At 29.6% G+C, this 16,360-nt stretch carries 15 protein-coding genes; 12 read left to right on the top strand and 3 right to left on the bottom strand.

Annotation, left to right across the window (positions count from 1 at the left end):
- Nucleotides 1-64: 64 nt before the first annotated feature.
- The gene (locus ABWP20_RS01075) at nucleotides 65-568 is read right to left on the bottom strand and encodes a DUF2726 domain-containing protein (protein ID WP_353092867.1); all 504 of its coding nucleotides are present in this window, start codon (nucleotides 566-568) and stop codon (nucleotides 65-67) included.
- A gap of 746 nt (nucleotides 569-1,314) precedes the next feature.
- On the opposite strand from ABWP20_RS01075, the gene ABWP20_RS01070 reads away from it, so the two are divergent.
- The 8 genes from ABWP20_RS01070 to ABWP20_RS01035 all read left to right on the top strand — a co-directional run bounded on the left by ABWP20_RS01070 (nucleotide 1,315) and on the right by ABWP20_RS01035 (nucleotide 9,252).
- Nucleotides 1,315-3,060 (top strand): ABC transporter substrate-binding protein, encoded by a 1,746-nt coding sequence (locus ABWP20_RS01070; RefSeq protein WP_353092865.1) that lies wholly within the window; start codon nucleotides 1,315-1,317, stop codon nucleotides 3,058-3,060.
- Between the two features lie 76 nt (nucleotides 3,061-3,136).
- Nucleotides 3,137-4,129, top strand: coding sequence for an ABC transporter permease (locus tag ABWP20_RS01065; protein WP_353092863.1), 993 nt, complete (start codon nucleotides 3,137-3,139; stop codon nucleotides 4,127-4,129).
- 11 nt (nucleotides 4,130-4,140) lie between these two features.
- Nucleotides 4,141-5,055 (top strand): oligopeptide ABC transporter permease, encoded by a 915-nt coding sequence (gene opp4C / locus ABWP20_RS01060; protein ID WP_353092861.1) that lies wholly within the window; start codon nucleotides 4,141-4,143, stop codon nucleotides 5,053-5,055.
- 7 nt (nucleotides 5,056-5,062) lie between these two features.
- Nucleotides 5,063-6,055 carry an ABC transporter ATP-binding protein gene (locus ABWP20_RS01055; protein WP_503012507.1) on the top strand — a complete coding sequence of 331 codons (993 nt, stop codon included), beginning with the start codon at nucleotides 5,063-5,065 and terminating at the stop codon, nucleotides 6,053-6,055.
- Nucleotides 6,055-7,029 carry an ABC transporter ATP-binding protein gene (locus ABWP20_RS01050; protein WP_353092858.1) on the top strand — a complete coding sequence of 325 codons (975 nt, stop codon included), beginning with the start codon at nucleotides 6,055-6,057 and terminating at the stop codon, nucleotides 7,027-7,029. Before ABWP20_RS01055 ends, ABWP20_RS01050 begins: the two co-directional genes overlap by 1 nt.
- Before the next feature lie 18 nt (nucleotides 7,030-7,047).
- Entirely contained in the window at nucleotides 7,048-7,227 is a 180-nt protein-coding gene (locus ABWP20_RS01045; RefSeq protein WP_353092856.1) for a hypothetical protein, read from the top strand.
- Nucleotides 7,228-7,335: 108 nt separating this feature from the next.
- The gene (locus tag ABWP20_RS01040; protein ID WP_353092854.1) at nucleotides 7,336-8,061 is read left to right on the top strand and encodes an HAD family hydrolase; all 726 of its coding nucleotides are present in this window, start codon (nucleotides 7,336-7,338) and stop codon (nucleotides 8,059-8,061) included.
- 132 nt (nucleotides 8,062-8,193) lie between these two features.
- The gene (locus tag ABWP20_RS01035; RefSeq protein ID WP_353092852.1) at nucleotides 8,194-9,252 is read left to right on the top strand and encodes a GerMN domain-containing protein; all 1,059 of its coding nucleotides are present in this window, start codon (nucleotides 8,194-8,196) and stop codon (nucleotides 9,250-9,252) included.
- 76 nt (nucleotides 9,253-9,328) lie between these two features.
- Here ABWP20_RS01035 and ABWP20_RS01030 read toward each other — a convergent pair whose 3' ends face one another.
- Nucleotides 9,329-9,475 carry a hypothetical protein gene (locus ABWP20_RS01030; protein ID WP_353092850.1) on the bottom strand — a complete coding sequence of 49 codons (147 nt, stop codon included), beginning with the start codon at nucleotides 9,473-9,475 and terminating at the stop codon, nucleotides 9,329-9,331.
- 125 nt (nucleotides 9,476-9,600) lie between these two features.
- Nucleotides 9,601-11,466, bottom strand: a complete 1,866-nt coding sequence (locus ABWP20_RS01025) for an ATP-dependent helicase (RefSeq protein ID WP_353092848.1) — start codon at nucleotides 11,464-11,466, stop codon at nucleotides 9,601-9,603.
- Nucleotides 11,467-11,621: 155 nt separating this feature from the next.
- Here ABWP20_RS01025 and ABWP20_RS01020 point away from each other — a divergent pair, with 155 nt between their 5' ends.
- From ABWP20_RS01020 to ABWP20_RS01005, 4 genes are all read left to right on the top strand, one after another.
- Nucleotides 11,622-12,182 carry a phosphatase PAP2 family protein gene (locus ABWP20_RS01020; protein WP_353092846.1) on the top strand — a complete coding sequence of 187 codons (561 nt, stop codon included), beginning with the start codon at nucleotides 11,622-11,624 and terminating at the stop codon, nucleotides 12,180-12,182.
- Nucleotides 12,183-12,240: 58 nt separating this feature from the next.
- A complete protein-coding gene (locus ABWP20_RS01015; RefSeq protein ID WP_353092844.1) occupies nucleotides 12,241-13,053 on the top strand; it encodes a nitroreductase family protein in 813 nt (270 codons plus the stop codon).
- 110 nt (nucleotides 13,054-13,163) lie between these two features.
- Complete coding sequence (locus ABWP20_RS01010) at nucleotides 13,164-15,344, top strand: heavy metal translocating P-type ATPase (protein WP_353092842.1); 2,181 nt, start codon at nucleotides 13,164-13,166, stop codon at nucleotides 15,342-15,344.
- A gap of 70 nt (nucleotides 15,345-15,414) precedes the next feature.
- Complete coding sequence (locus ABWP20_RS01005; protein WP_353092840.1) at nucleotides 15,415-16,347, top strand: tetratricopeptide repeat protein; 933 nt, start codon at nucleotides 15,415-15,417, stop codon at nucleotides 16,345-16,347.
- The last annotated feature ends 13 nt before the right edge of the window (nucleotides 16,348-16,360 follow it).

Raw genomic sequence — 16,360 nt, 5'->3', positions numbered from 1 at the left:
GAAGTATTTTTTATTTTTTGAAGTATTTATACTATCTATAAAAAAGAAAATAAAAGGTTTCTAATTAATTAGGAATTTTTATATTTAATTTATTTTTGATTTCCGCGATAGTATAAGTTTGTTGAACTTTAAATCTAATTAGATTTAATCCAGCAGACTCTAAAGACTTATCAACAAAAATATCCCTAGCAATCCTATCATTTCTAAGATGGCTGCTGTCATCAAGTTCTATTGCCAACAAAGGAGCTAAAGAATTTTTATCACATAATAGAAAGTCTATATGTTTAGACTGGATTTTATTGAAATATGATTGCCTCTTATCAGTTTTACCAACAGTAATAATATCAGCTAAGCGAACTTTAGGACATATATAATATTTAGTATCCTGAATTGCTAATAACAAAACATCATAGAAATTCTTCTCAGCAACTGACAATAAATATTTCTTGTTTTCATAAGGATAAATAGCATCAGAAGTATTAGATTTAGTATTCTTATTCTTCAGTATCACACTAAGAAATAAGAATATAATACCAAGTATCATAATAGGAAATAAAGTTTTAAACATAACAATCCCCCCTGTATTTTTATAATAATTATAGTATATAAAATAAATATTTCACCCCTATCTTACCCTTATGACCTCCCTTTCTATAAATCAGAATTAGATTAGAGAAAAGTTGCCCTGCTAATGGTAAAATTATCAGGGTAGCTTTTTTATACAGAATCAATCATTTAATACGGCGGTTTTTTTCAATATAGTTTAAATTCCTATAATAATTATATTTTTTTATATCTGCTTAATTGTTTTAAATTAATGATATATAGTCTATATGAAGTTATTTAAGCTAAGATTTCAATATTTCAGTTTTCAAGAATATATTGACTATTTAGTAAAAGTATATATAATATGTAATATATAGTCATTAAATTTATAGTTCTATAAATTTAACATATGTAATATTAAAGTGGTTTTTATAATCTTATAAATAAATCTTATCTATAAATATAAATAGTCTAAGTTATTGAAATAGTACTTTATTTTATATAAATCAAGCATGGAATTCCCATACAGTTTAACAATGACAAAATAAGAATTAATAGGTATTAGAATGTAAATAAAGTTTTAGCCTACTTAGCTAATTCAGAAAATACAATTTCTAAATCATAGAATAATATATTAAACAATATATTGTTATTGAAGACAAATTAATTGCTTTATTGTTTTACTTATCTAAATTATTTTGTTTTTAAAGTGGATATAAATCAGGATATATCTGCTTTTTAAAAATAAATAAAGGGGGAATAAAAGGGATGATGAAAAGAAGTATTATTTTTTTATTAGTTTTAACCATGATGATATCTACATTTTTGGTAGGGTGTAAGCCAAAGAACGAAGAAGTTGATACACCACCTATGGAGGATACAAATGGTGAGGAACAAAGTGATGAACCAACAGCAGAGGAACCAAGCGGTACTTTAGTATCAGGTATTACAGAGGCATCAGGTAACTTTAATCCATTATACTATTCAGCAACATATGATGGATATGTAGTTGATTTAGTATTTGAAAGATTAATTGATAGAAATTTTGAGGGCGAATTTGAAGGGAAACTTGCCGAGTCATGGGAGTTCTCAAATGATGATAAAACCATTACTTTCAAAATGAAAAAAGATCATAAATTCTCAGATGGTACGCCTGTTACGGCAGATGATGTAGTATTTACTTATCAGGTACTTGCTGACCCATCTTATACAGGTAGATATGGCTACGCTGTTAAAGATATGAAAGGTTATGCGGATTATGCTAAGGGAAAAGCAGAGACATTTGAAGGTGTTGTAGCTATTGATGAACATACGGTTCAATTTAATTTTGAAGATGCCCTAAGGGTAAACTTTCAGAACTGTTATTATCCAATAATGCCTAGACATTATTATGGAGCAGATTTTTCATATAACAAGACTGCAGGTGTTGAAGCAATAACTGGTGAGCCTATAGGTTCAGGACCATATAAAGTTGAAATGTTCAAAGAAAAAGAATTTATATCTCTAACCCGTAATGACCAATATGGGGGAGAAGGATATATGATTAAAGATGTTATAATGAAATTTGTTGACCAAACTACAGATATAGTTGAATTAACAACTGAAGGTATAGATTTACTTGCTGAAGTAATTGAGCCAAATAAAATAGCAGATGCTAAAAAAGCTAGTATGCAATTAAATACATATCCAAGATCGGGATATGGCTATGTAAAGCTAAACTGTGAATATGGTCCAACAACAGATCCAAAAGTACGCCAAGCTTTATATTATGCATTTAATAGAGAAGAATTTGTAAACTCATATTTCAAAGATGAAGAAACAGGGGAAGTTATAGCAGGAACTCAGTCACATCCATTTTCACAGGTTTCATGGGCTTTAGATGATAAACTTAAAACAGAATTAAATAATTATGATTTTGATTTGGAAAAGGCTAAATCAATTTTGGACGAAGCAGGATGGAAGTTAAATTCACAAGGTTTCCGTGAAAAGAATGGTAAGGTTATGGAATTAAATTTAGCAGCAATTCCAGACCATGATATCCTAGCTACTCTTATTCCTATGTGGGAGAGAGATTGGCAGAAAGGATTGGGAGTTAAACTTAATATCGCATACCTAGAGTTTAACACCCTTCTTGACTATATAAAATATAATTCAGATGCAAATGTTAAAAAGTGGAGTTTATTCTTTATGGCTACATCCCTAGATACTCCAGACCCACATGAACTATATACAAGTTTCCATTCAGATGATATAGGAAGCGGTAAAGACAATGAATCTAGATATAGCAATCCTAAGGTAGATGAATTACTTGATAAAGGTAAAACAATAATGGATATAGAAGAGGCTAAATCACTTTATAAGGAATTAGTTAAAATTCTTAATGAAGATGCTGTAATGATGCCTGTATATGTTAACACATATTTTGACTTATATAATCCTAAGTTAACTAATTTTAAGACTAATTCATTATACAATTGGGCAAAGGCAATGAAGGATGCTAAGATAGTAGAATAAATTTAATCTAGATTTAAGATGGGGCAGCCTGCGTTGCTGCCTCCTTTACTCTAAATATCAGAAGGAGTGAGAAATTATGTTAAAATATATAGTAAGAAGGTTATTGCATTTAATACCTGTACTTATAGTTATAACAATGGTCATATTTGGTATTCTTGAAATGATGCCAGGGGATCAAGTAAATGCATATTTAGGACAGGGGTCAAAGGTAACTGTTGAGCAGCAACAGCTAATAAGGGAACAGCTGGGATTGGACAAACCTAAATATATTCAATATTTTAAATGGCTTGGAAGAACTTTAAAGGGTGATTTTGGTAAATCACTTAAATATAGAAAACCGGTGAGAGACGTTATAGGAACTTATATTTGGAATTCATTTTCTCTTAATGTAATATCCATGGCACTAGCTTTTATTATAGCGATTCCCGTAGGAATTAAATCGGCAGTTAAAAAATATGGTCTATTTGATAATTTTTGGACAATTTTTTCACTGGCAGGAGTATCTATGCCATCGTTTTTCTTTGCATTATTGCTTATATTTTTTATAGCAATACCAAGTAAGAATTGGGCATTTACATTTCCATTAAATGGAATGAGGACTGTTGTTATGGCAGTCAAAGGTTATCCAAGCAGAGGGGCGGAAATATTAGACGTCCTTAAACATATGATTTTACCAGTTACTGTTTTAACTATTACATCATTAGCAAGTTTAACTAGGTATGTAAGAAACTCGGTTATTGAAGTAATAAATCAGGATTATATTAGAACAGCTAGATCAAAAGGTCTTACTGAAAAGGTTGTTATATATAAACATGCTTTTAGAAATGCATTATTACCAATAGTTACATTATTAGGTCTTTATATACCTGGCCTATTTGGAGGTTCAATACTATTAGAAACAGTATTTCTCTGGCCAGGAATTGGGAATATATTGTACACTTCCATTCAAGATAGGGACATGTCAATGTTAATGGCAGCCAATGTTTTCTATGCAGTATTGACATTAGCAGGAAATCTTTTGGCAGATGTTTCATACGCATTAGTAGACCCTAGAATAAAAGTTCAATAGGAGGTGTGAAGATGATTGAAAAATCAATAGATATAAAGGAAAAAATGTCTAAGGCAAAGGCAATAGGTCCTTGGCAATTAGCTTGGGAAAGATTTAAGAAGAATAAAGTAGCCGTAGCAGGCTCTGTAATATTTATTATAATAGTACTGTTAGTGACTTTCGGTCCAATGTTGTCATCATATAGTATGTCTGAATTCGCTTTGGAAAATAAAAATCTACCACCTTCAAGAGAACATTGGCTAGGTACAGATGAACAAGGTAGAGATGTACTTCTACGACTTTTATTAGGTGGTAGAATTTCTATCTTAGTTGGTTTAATGGCAGCAGGGGTATCAGTTATATTAGGTTCCATAGTCGGGGGAATTGCAGGGTACTATGGAGGAATAGTAGATAATGTACTTATGCGTTTTGCTGAAATTGTATATTCTATTCCATTTACACCAACGGTAATATCTATTTCTGCAGCATTAATGTTTACGACTAGTTCGGAGAATAAGATGTATATAGTAATGTTATTAATTGGGATATTAAGCTGGCCGGGCCTTGCGCGTATAGTAAGAGGTCAAATACTTTCATTAAGAGAGCAAGAGTTTATGCAAGCTACAGAGGCTTTGGGGCTTTCAGATAGAGCAAAAATAGTTCGTCATTTACTACCCAATACTTTTGCATATATAATAGTTAGTGCGACTTTAGAAATGGCCAGTGCCATTCTTACAGAAGCAGGTTTATCATTTCTAGGATTAGGCGTATCACCACCAATACCAACTTGGGGTAATATGGTTGAAAGAGCTAGAAATAACAAGGTGTTTAATACCTATCCATGGATGTGGTTACCACCTGGAATTATGATAATGCTAACTGTTGTAAGTATAAATTTATTGGGTGAAGGATTGAGAGATGCCTTTGACCCTAAGGAAAGTAGGTAGAGAATATATGGAAAATATATTAGAAGTTAAGGATCTGACAACATATTTCTTTACTGACAAAGGTACAGTAAAGGCAGTAGACGGTGTATCCTATACCATGAAAGTAGGTCAGACTCTAGGTATAGTTGGAGAATCTGGTTGTGGAAAGAGTATCAATGCAATGAGTATATTGCATTTAATAGAAAAACCAGGAAAAATAGTAAAAGGATCAATTAAGTTTAATGGAGAGGAACTTGTTGGGATAGATGAGGCTAAAATGCGGCATTACAGGGGAAATGAAATTTCTATGATATTTCAAGAGCCTATGACTTCATTAAACCCAGTATTTAGAATAGGAAGGCAAATTTCTGAATCTATAATATTACATCAGAAAATGAAAAAAGAAGAAGCACGGGAAAAGTCCATTGCATTATTGAAGCAAGTTGGGATTCCTAGAGCTGAAAAAGTTGTAGATGACTATCCTCATCAGTTATCAGGCGGCATGAGGCAAAGGGTTATGATTGCCATGGCATTGGCATGTAATCCAAAGATATTAATTGCAGATGAGCCAACAACTGCATTAGATGTTACTATTCAATCTCAGATATTATCTTTAATGAATGAATTGCAAAAAGAAACTAACACAGCCATAATGTTGATTACCCATGATTTAGGTGTTGTAGCTCAGATGGCTCATCATGTGTTAGTAATGTATTCTGGTAGGGTTGTAGAATCGGCTCCTGTAGTGGAATTATTTAAAAATCCAAAGCACCCCTATACTCAAGGATTATTATCATCAATTCCAAATTTAGATGAGGACAAAGCTAGGTTAAATAGTATTGAAGGAGTTGTTCCAAATCCATTTGAGTTACCAGAAGGATGCTATTTTGCACCGAGATGTAAGCATGCAATGGATAAATGTTTGAAAGGGCACCCTGGTACCTATGAAATAAATGAAGGACATACTGCAAATTGTTTCTTATATTCAAAAGAATGTTCTAAAGGGGAGGGAAATATATAATGGAAAAATTATTAGAAGTTAAAGATGTGAAAAAATATTTCCCTATAAAAGGTGGATTGTTGCAAAAAATCATAAACAATGTTAAAGCGGTAGATGGAGTATCTTTATATATTAGAAAAGGTGAAACATTAGGACTTGTGGGAGAATCTGGATGTGGCAAATCTACTTTAGGCAGGACAATAGCAAGATTGTATGAACCAACAGAAGGTGAAATACTCTATAATGGAATGGATATTGCAGGATTAAAAGGAAAAGAATTAAAAAACTTAAGAAGAAAAATGCAAATTATTTTTCAAGATCCATATAGCTCCTTGAACCCCAGAATGAATGTTAGTACAATAGTAGGAGAGGCAATGCTTGCACATGGTCTGGTAAAAAAGGGAAAAGAATATACAGAAAGAGTGATCCAGGTTGTTGAAAACTGTGGATTATCAGATTATCATATTTATAGATATCCACACCAATTTTCTGGGGGGCAAAGACAGAGAATTGGAATAGCAAGAGCCTTGGCACTTAATCCTGAGTTTATTGTATGTGATGAACCTGTTTCAGCCCTTGATGTATCCATTCAGTCACAGGTGTTAAATTTAATGATGGATCTACAGGAAAGGATGAATCTTTCATATTTATTTATATCCCATGATTTATCTGTTGTAAAACATATATCCGATAGGATAGGGGTTATGTATTTAGGTACAATTGTGGAATTAGCTAATAAGCATAATTTATATGATGAACCATTACATCCATATACTCGTGCTTTACTATCGGCTATTCCAATAGCAGACCCAACTAAGATAAAGAAAATGGAGGCAATTATTGGAGAAATTCCGTCCAATGTAAATACTCCTTCTGGATGTAAGTTCCATACTAGATGTGTCTATGCAAAGGATGTATGTAAGGAAGTTGTTCCAGAATATAGGGAAATAAGACCTGAACATTTTGTTTCATGCCATTTTGCTGGAGAGATATAATATAGAAAGGAAATGTCAATGTTTAATAAGATAAAAGAGATACTTAATAAAAAAGAACTTGATGAAGATAAAAAAGATGTAGAATTAGAAAGAGGAGATTTTATAGCTATGGCAATAGCTCTTAGTTATTATATAGTTCCAGCTTTTATAGGTATCTTTGCCATAGTTGCATTAATTATATGGATATTATTTTATTAATATAATAAGTTTAAAAGGGAGGATTAACCTCCTTTTTTTAATACATAGAATTAATTGTACTAAATTGGGTATAACTCATATAATAATAAAAAAGGTTAGGATGATGATATGAAAGCAAAAGCAGCATTTTTTGATATTGATGGTACAATATTTAGAAATTCTTTAATGATTGAGCATTTTAAGAAGCTTAATAAATATGAGGTAATCGACCCTGCCATTTGGTACACCAAGGTAAAAAAGGTATATGAAGAATGGGAGAAAAGATTTGGAGATTTTGAGCTTTATTTAGAGACCTTAGCTCAAGTATATCTTGAAGAATTAAAAGGTGTAAGCAAAGATTATATAGAATTTATAGCATCTCAAGTAATTAATCTTAATGGAGATATGGTTTATAAATATTCTAGAGATCAGATTGAATGGCATAAGAATCAAGGACATAAAGTGTTTTTTATTTCTGGTAGTCCAGATTTTTTAGTATCAAGGATGGCTGAAAAATATGGTGTTACAGAATATAAGGGAACTATTTATAAGGTAGATGAAGATAATAAATTTACTGGAGAAATAGTTAGAATGTGGGATTCAGAAAGTAAACAAAGGGTTTTAGATGAACTGATATTAAAATATAATGTAGATTTGGAAAACAGTTATGCTTATGGAGATACTACAGGAGACCTTTCTATGCTGAGAATGGTAGGAAATCCAGTAGCTATAAATCCAAATAAACCTCTTTTTTTAGCTATAAGAGAAGATAAGGAGTTATCAAATAAAATAGATATTATAGTAGAAAGAAAAAATGTTATATATAGACTAAAGCCAGATGTAGAGATATTATAAGATGAGTTTATATACCCTATATTGTAATACTATCGTAAAGACTTTTTTATAAAAATATATTATAATTATAACTTAAGAGGATATAATCTAGATGAAGCGATGATTTGACAAATTAGTTATAGGAGTGATTTTATGAAAAAGTTTTTGTCATTATTAATGATAACAGTAATAATTATATCTCTAATTGGATGTGAAAAAGTTGTATCTAAGGATCAGGATAATGATGGACAGATATCAAAAGATGAAAAATTAACCATAGCTGACTATTATCCTTTTAAGGAAAATACTATTATGGATTACGAAGGCATAGGAAATGAGTATGCTGAACAAAAAACTTTTATAGAATTTGTAGAAGAAAATAGAGCACAAATGAAAATTATGAATTCAGGAACTAATTTCGTAAAGGTTTTAGAGTATAAAGATGGGGCATTGACAGAAGTCTTTGCAGAAGGAGAATTTTATCATATTGAAAATATGCTAAATGCTAATACAAATACTAATAATGTCATATTAAAAGAACCTTTAGAAGTTGGTAATACTTGGTCAAATAATGAGGGGAGTACAAAGGAAATAACTGGATTAGATAAAAAAATAGAAACACCATCTGGAACTTATGATGCATTGGAAGTAACAACTAAGTTTAAAGATGGAGGAAATCAAAAGGAATACTATGCGAAGGATATAGGACTTGTAGCAAGTATCTATAATCATGACGAATTTGAAGTTAAAACTTTATTAAAGGAAATAAAAAATGATAATCAAGAAATGGAAATACTAGCATATTATCCAATGGCTTCTGATATTGGGACAGTATCTGTTAAGCAAGAGATAGAGTTTGGAACCAATGAAAGTATTGAAGATATTTTAGAAAATGTTATGAAAAATCCTCCATCAGATAAGTTACATTCTTCTATTTCTCAGAATACTAATATAAATAAAATACATTTAGATAGAGAGACCTGGACTTTGGAAGCAGACTTTTCAAAGGAATTATTATTAGATATGAATGCAGGGTCTTCTTCTGAGGCTGAGATCTTAAAATCCATAGTAAATACATTAGGTAAGTTTTATGATGTGGAGAAAGTATATATAACTATAGAAGGCAATCCATATGAATCTGGACATTTTGGTATAAAAGCTGATGAACATTTTCAAGTAGACGATTCAGATGTAAAAGAATTTAATAAATAAAGAAAAAATAAGTATCATTTTTGGTGCCTGGCACCAAAAATGATACTTATTTATTAATTCGCTGATTCTATTTACTTTAGTTGTCTTCTCTTTTAGAATCTTGATTGTTGTCATTTTTTCTCTTTTGGTTGTTTTGATTGTTTTGATTGTTTTGGTTATTCTGGTTGTTTTGGTTGTTTTGGTTATTTAAATTGTTTTGTTTATTTTGTTTATTTTTCGCCATTACTACTATTTCCCTCCCTTTTCAGAATTATCCTTGCATATATAGTATTACAAATAAATAAAATTTTACTCTTTAAATTGCAAAAAATATAATTTAAATTACCAAAAATGATAAAAAAAGAAAGCTTATGCCTTCTTTTTCTCTAAATCGATCAAAAATCGTGATGGTTCCACTCTTTTTTCACCAATATTATTCACTGTAATTAAAGACAGATGATATTTTGCTCTACTCATTCCAACATAGAAAAGTCTTCTTTCTTCTTCAATTAATTCATATTTACCTTTTTCAGAAGCTTCGATACTAGAAGCAGATGGAAAATCACCATCTATTAAATCTATCATATATACTCTATCAAACTCTAATCCTTTGGCTGAATGAATAGTAGATAAGGTTACCGCATTTTTAGAATTCTTTGAGTTTCTGCATAAATGTTCCAAGTATTTTAGTCTGCTAAGTAGTTCATTTAAGTTTTCACTATCTTTAGCAATAAGTTTTAAATAGTACATAATAGTTTTTAAAACATCATAGGTATATCCAAATTTCATAGAGTTCTCTTTAAGATATTTTTCATATTCTAATTCATGTTCAATAAAATCTATTGCATTAGTAGGATTCATTTTTGAAAGCTTTTTAAAATCTAATTTTAATTCATTAATAGTGGATTTATAAAAACTAGATAGTCCAGGAAAGTCTAGTATTCTATCAAAAACAGATAAATTGTAATTTAATGTTTTAGCATAATTAATTTGTCTCTTTGAGATATATCCTTTTGTTTTATAATAGATGTTTTCATATATATTCATATTGCTAGTATCTTCTGAAAAGATTATGAAATTTATTACATCCTGTATAAGCCAATGATTAAAAAATCTCATTTTAATATCCCTCATATAGAAAGGAATTTTATTTCTTTCTAATAACTCAACAAGACCAATAGATGATAAATTATTTCGATATAGTATACAGCATCGAGAAAGTGTTCTATCTCTTAAATCTTTTATCAAATACTTATATTGCTCATCAATGGAATTAAATTTTACTATATTAATAGGTTCGATAAAGCAGTTGTCAGTAGAAATATTTTTATTATATCTTAATGTATTCTTTTTTATAAATTGATTGCAGACAGATACGATGTTTTTTGATGACCTATAATTTTGTTCCATAAAAAATATTTTTCCTTGAGGATAGATTTTATTAAAATTTAGTAGCCCCTTAGGATAGGCTCCTCTAAATCCATAAATAGATTGATCATCATCTGCTACGATAAATAGATTATTTTTAGGATTTGCCAATAATTTTACTATTTCTAATTGAACCCTTGAAGTATCTTGTCCTTCATCTATTTGGATAAAATCATATTTGGACCGATATTTTTCTAATATATTTGAATTTGACTCAAGAATTTCCAAGGAAATAGATAACATATCATCAAAATCTATAAGATTATTATCTCTTTTGTATTTTTCATAAGTGTTATAAATTGTTTTTAGATTTTCAATATCAGATTTATTTTGTTTTATGAACTCATCTACTGACATCATCATATTCTTAATATAACCAATTGAATTCAATAAAGATTCTAATTTTTCCTCAGTAATATATTCTTGATTTGTTGCAAAATATATTTTTTTAAGTACGTTATATTTATTAAGCTGATTTTTTTCTTCTTCAATTAATGTATATTTAATTTTATTTATATATGCATATTCTCTAATTAGACTAAAACAAAAACTATGGATTGTAGAGAATTTAATTGGGATAGATGAAATGTCTGAAAAGCATTTATTAAATCTTTCTTTCATATCCTTTGCAGAAGCTTTACTAAAAGTTATTGATAATATTCTCTCTGGGCTTACTTTATGATTTAATATTAAATTAACTGTTCTATGTATCAATACAGTGGTTTTACCTGCACCAGGCACTGCTAATATTAAAGCAGGGCCTTTTACATGTTGTATAGCTTTTTCTTGTTCTATACTTAAATTCATACAAACACCTACTTTTAAAATTGTCTATTATATTCTAACATAAAAAAGAAGTAAGGAGTATAGCTAATAAAACAATAAAAAGATTGATATCTGGGTAATAATAAACTAGAATATAATACTGAGGACAATAAATTTTCTTATTAAAGGTGGAAAAAATGAAAAATAAATTAAAAAGATTTGATGATATTTTTATAGATTTAATTAATAGAAAAATGAAACATAGGTATTTAGATGCCATAATGTATAGAGTTACAAATCTAGGAGGTGCAGTATTTTCTTCACTCCTAGTTTTAATTTTAATATTTATAGGAAGTAGTGATGTAAGGTTCATAGGTTTTGAAGCCCTTAGTGTTTTACTTATTAGTCAAATAATAGTTCATGCTCTCAAGAGGATATTAAGTAGAGAAAGACCATATAAAATCATAGAACAGCTAAATACTTTTGGTATAAATCTGAAAGATTACTCATTCCCATCTGGTCATACTACTGCAAGCTTTTCTATTGCTACAGCTATAGCAGTTAATATTCCGAGATTATCTATTTTAGTATTTACTATTGCTATAATAGTTGCTATATCTAGAATATATTTAGGAGTTCATTATCCTACAGATGTGGCTGCAGGTATATTTTTAGGAATTGGTACAGCCTTAGTAGTACATTTATATTTAATTGAACATATTTATACTATAATAGATGGTCTAGGATTGAAATTATAGATTAGAACATTCTAATAGTGGTATATATAATATATCAATTAGATAGGGGGGATTTCGTATGTTGATGACTAATTTTTTAAAGAATAGAAAATCTGTTAGGGAATTTAGAAATAAGAATATAAATACTGATATATTAGATGAAATTAAATTATATTTAGATTCTTTAGAAAAGGAAGATGGAACTAAGGATATAAGATTTAAACTATACGAATATGGTGAAAAATTATATAAAGAGTTAAAGGGAATCGGAGGATATTCAGGGGTAATGATTCAAAGTCCACATTATATAGGACTTGAAATAATAAATGATAAAGAAAGAAATATAATTTATGGTTCATATTATATGGAAAAGATCATAACTAAGTTAAATAATATGGGATTAGATACTTGTTGGGTGAGCATAGTAAACGTAGATAAGAATATTAAAAAAGAAATATTCGGAGATATAGTAGGTAAAATTGATTATATACTCGCTATAGGCTATGGTAAACTAAGAAATCCTTTTATTAATGAAACGTTTAGTGAGAGAATAGGCGTTGATGAACTAGTATTTACTGATAAAATAGGAAATTATTCTAATATTGATGATTTAGAAAATAGGGGATTAAGTGATTTATTTTATTATATAAGGTTTGCACCATCTGCTTTGAATAAACAGCCTTGGAGATTTTTACTTGAGAAAGACAAGGTTACTCTGCTAATTAAATATGATAAAGGAGAAAAACCAAATCTTGTAGATGCAGGAATAATTATGTATTATTTTGAATTATTGGGAGAATCCATAGGTTTAAATAATAAATGGAAGTTAATAGATGGATTATTAGAAGGAGAAAATGATAATTATAAATATATAGCAGAATTTAAATTATAAAGCACTTAAATGTGCTTTTTTTATTGACAAAAACCTCTAATTGGCATATAATCATATCAACATATGAATAATTGTTCATATGTTAATATGTTAAGATTGGGGGATAAGAAATGAAGCAAATTGAATTAGAACTAGACGGATTAAACTGTGCAGGTTGTGCAGGAAAAATTGAAAAGCTGTCTAGAGAAATTGAAGGAGTAGAAAATGCTAACCTAGATTTTATATCAAGAAAATTGAAGGTAAATGTAATTAAAGACGATGAGGCAAATACAGTAACTGAAAAGATAAAGAAAATTGTAAAGGAACTTGAACCTCATGTAATAGTTATAGATAAAACAAATAATCCAGGTCGTAAACACGGCAATAGTCATGGTCATTGTTGTGACCACGATTGTCATCATGATCACGACCATGGACATGAACATAGTCACGAACACAGCGACGAACATGGTGAAATGAATAAAAAAGAAATTATAAAATTGATTCTAGGTGGATTATTATTTGTAATTCCATTGTTATTTAAATTAGAGGGCACACCAAGATTTGCAGTATACTTCCTTGCATATATTGTAGTAGGATACGAAGTTATAATAATAGCTATAAAAAATTTATTAGCAGGAATACCATTTGATGAAAACTTTTTAATGACTGTAGCCACAATAGGTGCATTAGTAATCGGAGAGTATCCAGAAGCAGTGGCAGTTATGTTATTTTATCAATTAGGGGAAATGTTTCAAGGTATGGCAGTTAATCACTCTAGAAACTCTATAGCTTCTTTATTAGATATAAGACCAGATTATGCTAATCTTGAGAAAGATGATGAGATTATAGTTGTAGAACCTAGTGAAATACAAGTAGGAGACATAATAATTGTAAAGCCTGGTGAGAAAGTTCCATTGGATGGTATTGTAATAGAAGGAGAATCTTCTCTAGATACATCAAATATTACAGGGGAGTCTTTACCTAGAGATGTAGGAGTAGGGGATAAAATATTATCTGGAGTAGTAAACAATCATGGACTTTTAAAGATAAGGGTTGAAAAGGAATTTGGAGAGTCTACAATATCTAAGATATTAAATTTAGTAGAAAATGCGTCAGGTAAGAAAGCACCTACTGAAAACTTCATTACAAAATTTGCTAAGGTTTATACACCAGTTGTAGTATTTGTAGCTCTAGCTATTGCAATATTGCCTCCATTATTTATAGGAGGAGAATTAAAGTATTGGGCATATAAGGCATGTATATTTTTAGTTATATCTTGTCCTTGTGCATTGGTTATATCTGTTCCATTAGGATTCTTTGGCGGAATAGGAGGAGCTTCTAAATCAGGAGTACTTATAAAAGGCGGAAACTATTTAGAAGCCTTAAATGAAGTAAGCACAATAGTATTTGATAAAACAGGGACTATTACAAAGGGAACTTTTAAAGTAACAGAAATAAGAGCTTATGGTGATTATACAAAAGAAGAAATACTAGAATTAGCCGCATATGGAGAAGCTTTTTCAAATCACCCTATTGGTAAATCCATAGTGGAAGCATATGACAAGGAAATAAATAATGAATATATAAAATCTTATAAAGAAATATCAGGTAAGGGAATAGAAGTAGAGGTAGAAGGTAAGAAAATTATATTAGGAAATAAAAAATTATTTGATGAAAAGAATATCCTAATAGATAAAGTAGATTCCATAGGTACTGTTGTATATGTGGGCAGAGATAATTCTCATATAGGAAGTATAATAGTATCTGATGAATTAAAGGATAATGTAGTGGAAGATATGAAGAGTCTAAAGGCGTTAGGTATCAAGGAAACAATAATGTTATCTGGAGATAATGAAAACACTGCGAAAAAGGTAGGAGAACTAGTAGGAGTAGGTAAAGTATATGGTAATCTTCTCCCGCAGGATAAAGTAAGGATGTTTGAAGATATAATAAACAAAAGCAGTGGTAAGGTTGCATTTGTAGGTGATGGTGTAAACGATGCTCCTGTCCTTGCGAGAGCAGATATAGGCATTGCTATGGGAGGATTAGGTTCTGATGCAGCTATAGAGGCTTCTGATATAGTTATTATGACAGATGAAATAGGAAAAATTGCTACAGGAATAAAAATAGCAAAAAATACGGAAAAAATAGTAACTCAAAATATTGTATTAGCATTAGGAGTAAAACTTGTAGTTTTAACTTTAGGAACCATAGGTTTAGCAACTATGTGGGAGGCAGTATTTGCAGACGTTGGAGTCTCCATAATAGCAATACTAAACTCAATAAGGGCATTGAAAGTAGAGGCATAAGATTTCCTCTACTTTTTTGCCATAAATGTGGTAGACTATATATAGTACAAAATTTAAGAGGTGGTTTTTATTGGTAAGAGAAATAAAGGAACATACTAGACAATATAATTATGTACTATTAGCTGAAAATGCCTATATTAATGATAATAAAGAAAAAGCTATAGAATTTTATAAAAAAGCTTTGCAATTTAGAGGTAATATGGTGGATAATATAGCTATACTATATAATATAGCTCAAATTTATGATGAAATAAATAATATAATGAAATCATTATCTACATATGAAGAGATAGTAAAAATTGCTCCCAATGAAGCAGGAGCATATTATGGTATGGCTATGATATATGAACAAATAGGGGAGAAAGATAAGGCGTTAGAATATTATCATAAAGCAATAGCCATAGACCCTTATTATGATAGAGCCTATTATTACGCTGCTAATATATTTGATGAAAAAGGCGATAAAAATAAGGCAATAGAATATTATTATAAAGTAATAGAAATGGTGCCTAATGATTATATAACTTATAATAATATTGGTTCAATATATGAGGAATTAGGAGATTATAATAAGGCATATAATATGATAGAGAAAAGTTTAGATATAGAGCCAGATTACTATAAAGCTTTATTTAACATGGGAGTTGTATATAAGGCATTAGGAAATAATGACAAAGCCTTAGAATATTATTTTAAATCAATAAATATAAATCCTAAATATTCTTATTCCTATCTAAATATTTCTGCTATTTATATAGAACAAAAGAGATTTCAGGATACAATTAATTTATTAACAGAAGGAATAAGTAATAATAAAGATGCTCATGATTTATACTATAATAGAGCTTGTTGTTATTCCATATTGGGTAATAAAAAAAAGGCATTAGAAGATCTAAAGAAGGCGGTAATACTGCTGCCAGAAATAATAGAATCTATAAAAGGCGATAAAGATTTTGAAAATCTATATAATGAAGTTGAATTTGTAAAAATAATAGAACAATAAATATATATGGGGG

It is taken from the genome of Tissierella praeacuta (assembly GCF_040396155.1).
In the GTDB taxonomy this organism is placed as follows: Bacteria; Bacillota; Clostridia; order Tissierellales; family Tissierellaceae; genus Tissierella; species Tissierella praeacuta_A.
This window is presented reverse-complemented; position numbering and strand designations above follow the sequence as displayed.

What these genes read in the sequence shown, in the direction of transcription:
- ABWP20_RS01075 (WP_353092867.1), bottom strand. Translation starts at nt 568, where the DNA reads ATGTTTAAAACTTTATTTCCTATTATGATACTTGGTATTATATTCTTA.
- ABWP20_RS01070 (WP_353092865.1), top strand. Translation starts at nt 1,315, where the DNA reads ATGATGAAAAGAAGTATTATTTTTTTATTAGTTTTAACCATGATGATA.
- ABWP20_RS01065 (WP_353092863.1), top strand. Translation starts at nt 3,137, where the DNA reads ATGTTAAAATATATAGTAAGAAGGTTATTGCATTTAATACCTGTACTT.
- opp4C (WP_353092861.1), top strand. Translation starts at nt 4,141, where the DNA reads ATGATTGAAAAATCAATAGATATAAAGGAAAAAATGTCTAAGGCAAAG.
- ABWP20_RS01055 (WP_503012507.1), top strand. Translation starts at nt 5,063, where the DNA reads ATGGAAAATATATTAGAAGTTAAGGATCTGACAACATATTTCTTTACT.
- ABWP20_RS01050 (WP_353092858.1), top strand. Translation starts at nt 6,055, where the DNA reads ATGGAAAAATTATTAGAAGTTAAAGATGTGAAAAAATATTTCCCTATA.
- ABWP20_RS01045 (WP_353092856.1), top strand. Translation starts at nt 7,048, where the DNA reads ATGTTTAATAAGATAAAAGAGATACTTAATAAAAAAGAACTTGATGAA.
- ABWP20_RS01040 (WP_353092854.1), top strand. Translation starts at nt 7,336, where the DNA reads ATGAAAGCAAAAGCAGCATTTTTTGATATTGATGGTACAATATTTAGA.
- ABWP20_RS01035 (WP_353092852.1), top strand. Translation starts at nt 8,194, where the DNA reads ATGAAAAAGTTTTTGTCATTATTAATGATAACAGTAATAATTATATCT.
- ABWP20_RS01030 (WP_353092850.1), bottom strand. Translation starts at nt 9,475, where the DNA reads ATGGCGAAAAATAAACAAAATAAACAAAACAATTTAAATAACCAAAAC.
- ABWP20_RS01025 (WP_353092848.1), bottom strand. Translation starts at nt 11,466, where the DNA reads ATGAATTTAAGTATAGAACAAGAAAAAGCTATACAACATGTAAAAGGC.
- ABWP20_RS01020 (WP_353092846.1), top strand. Translation starts at nt 11,622, where the DNA reads ATGAAAAATAAATTAAAAAGATTTGATGATATTTTTATAGATTTAATT.
- ABWP20_RS01015 (WP_353092844.1), top strand. Translation starts at nt 12,241, where the DNA reads ATGTTGATGACTAATTTTTTAAAGAATAGAAAATCTGTTAGGGAATTT.
- ABWP20_RS01010 (WP_353092842.1), top strand. Translation starts at nt 13,164, where the DNA reads ATGAAGCAAATTGAATTAGAACTAGACGGATTAAACTGTGCAGGTTGT.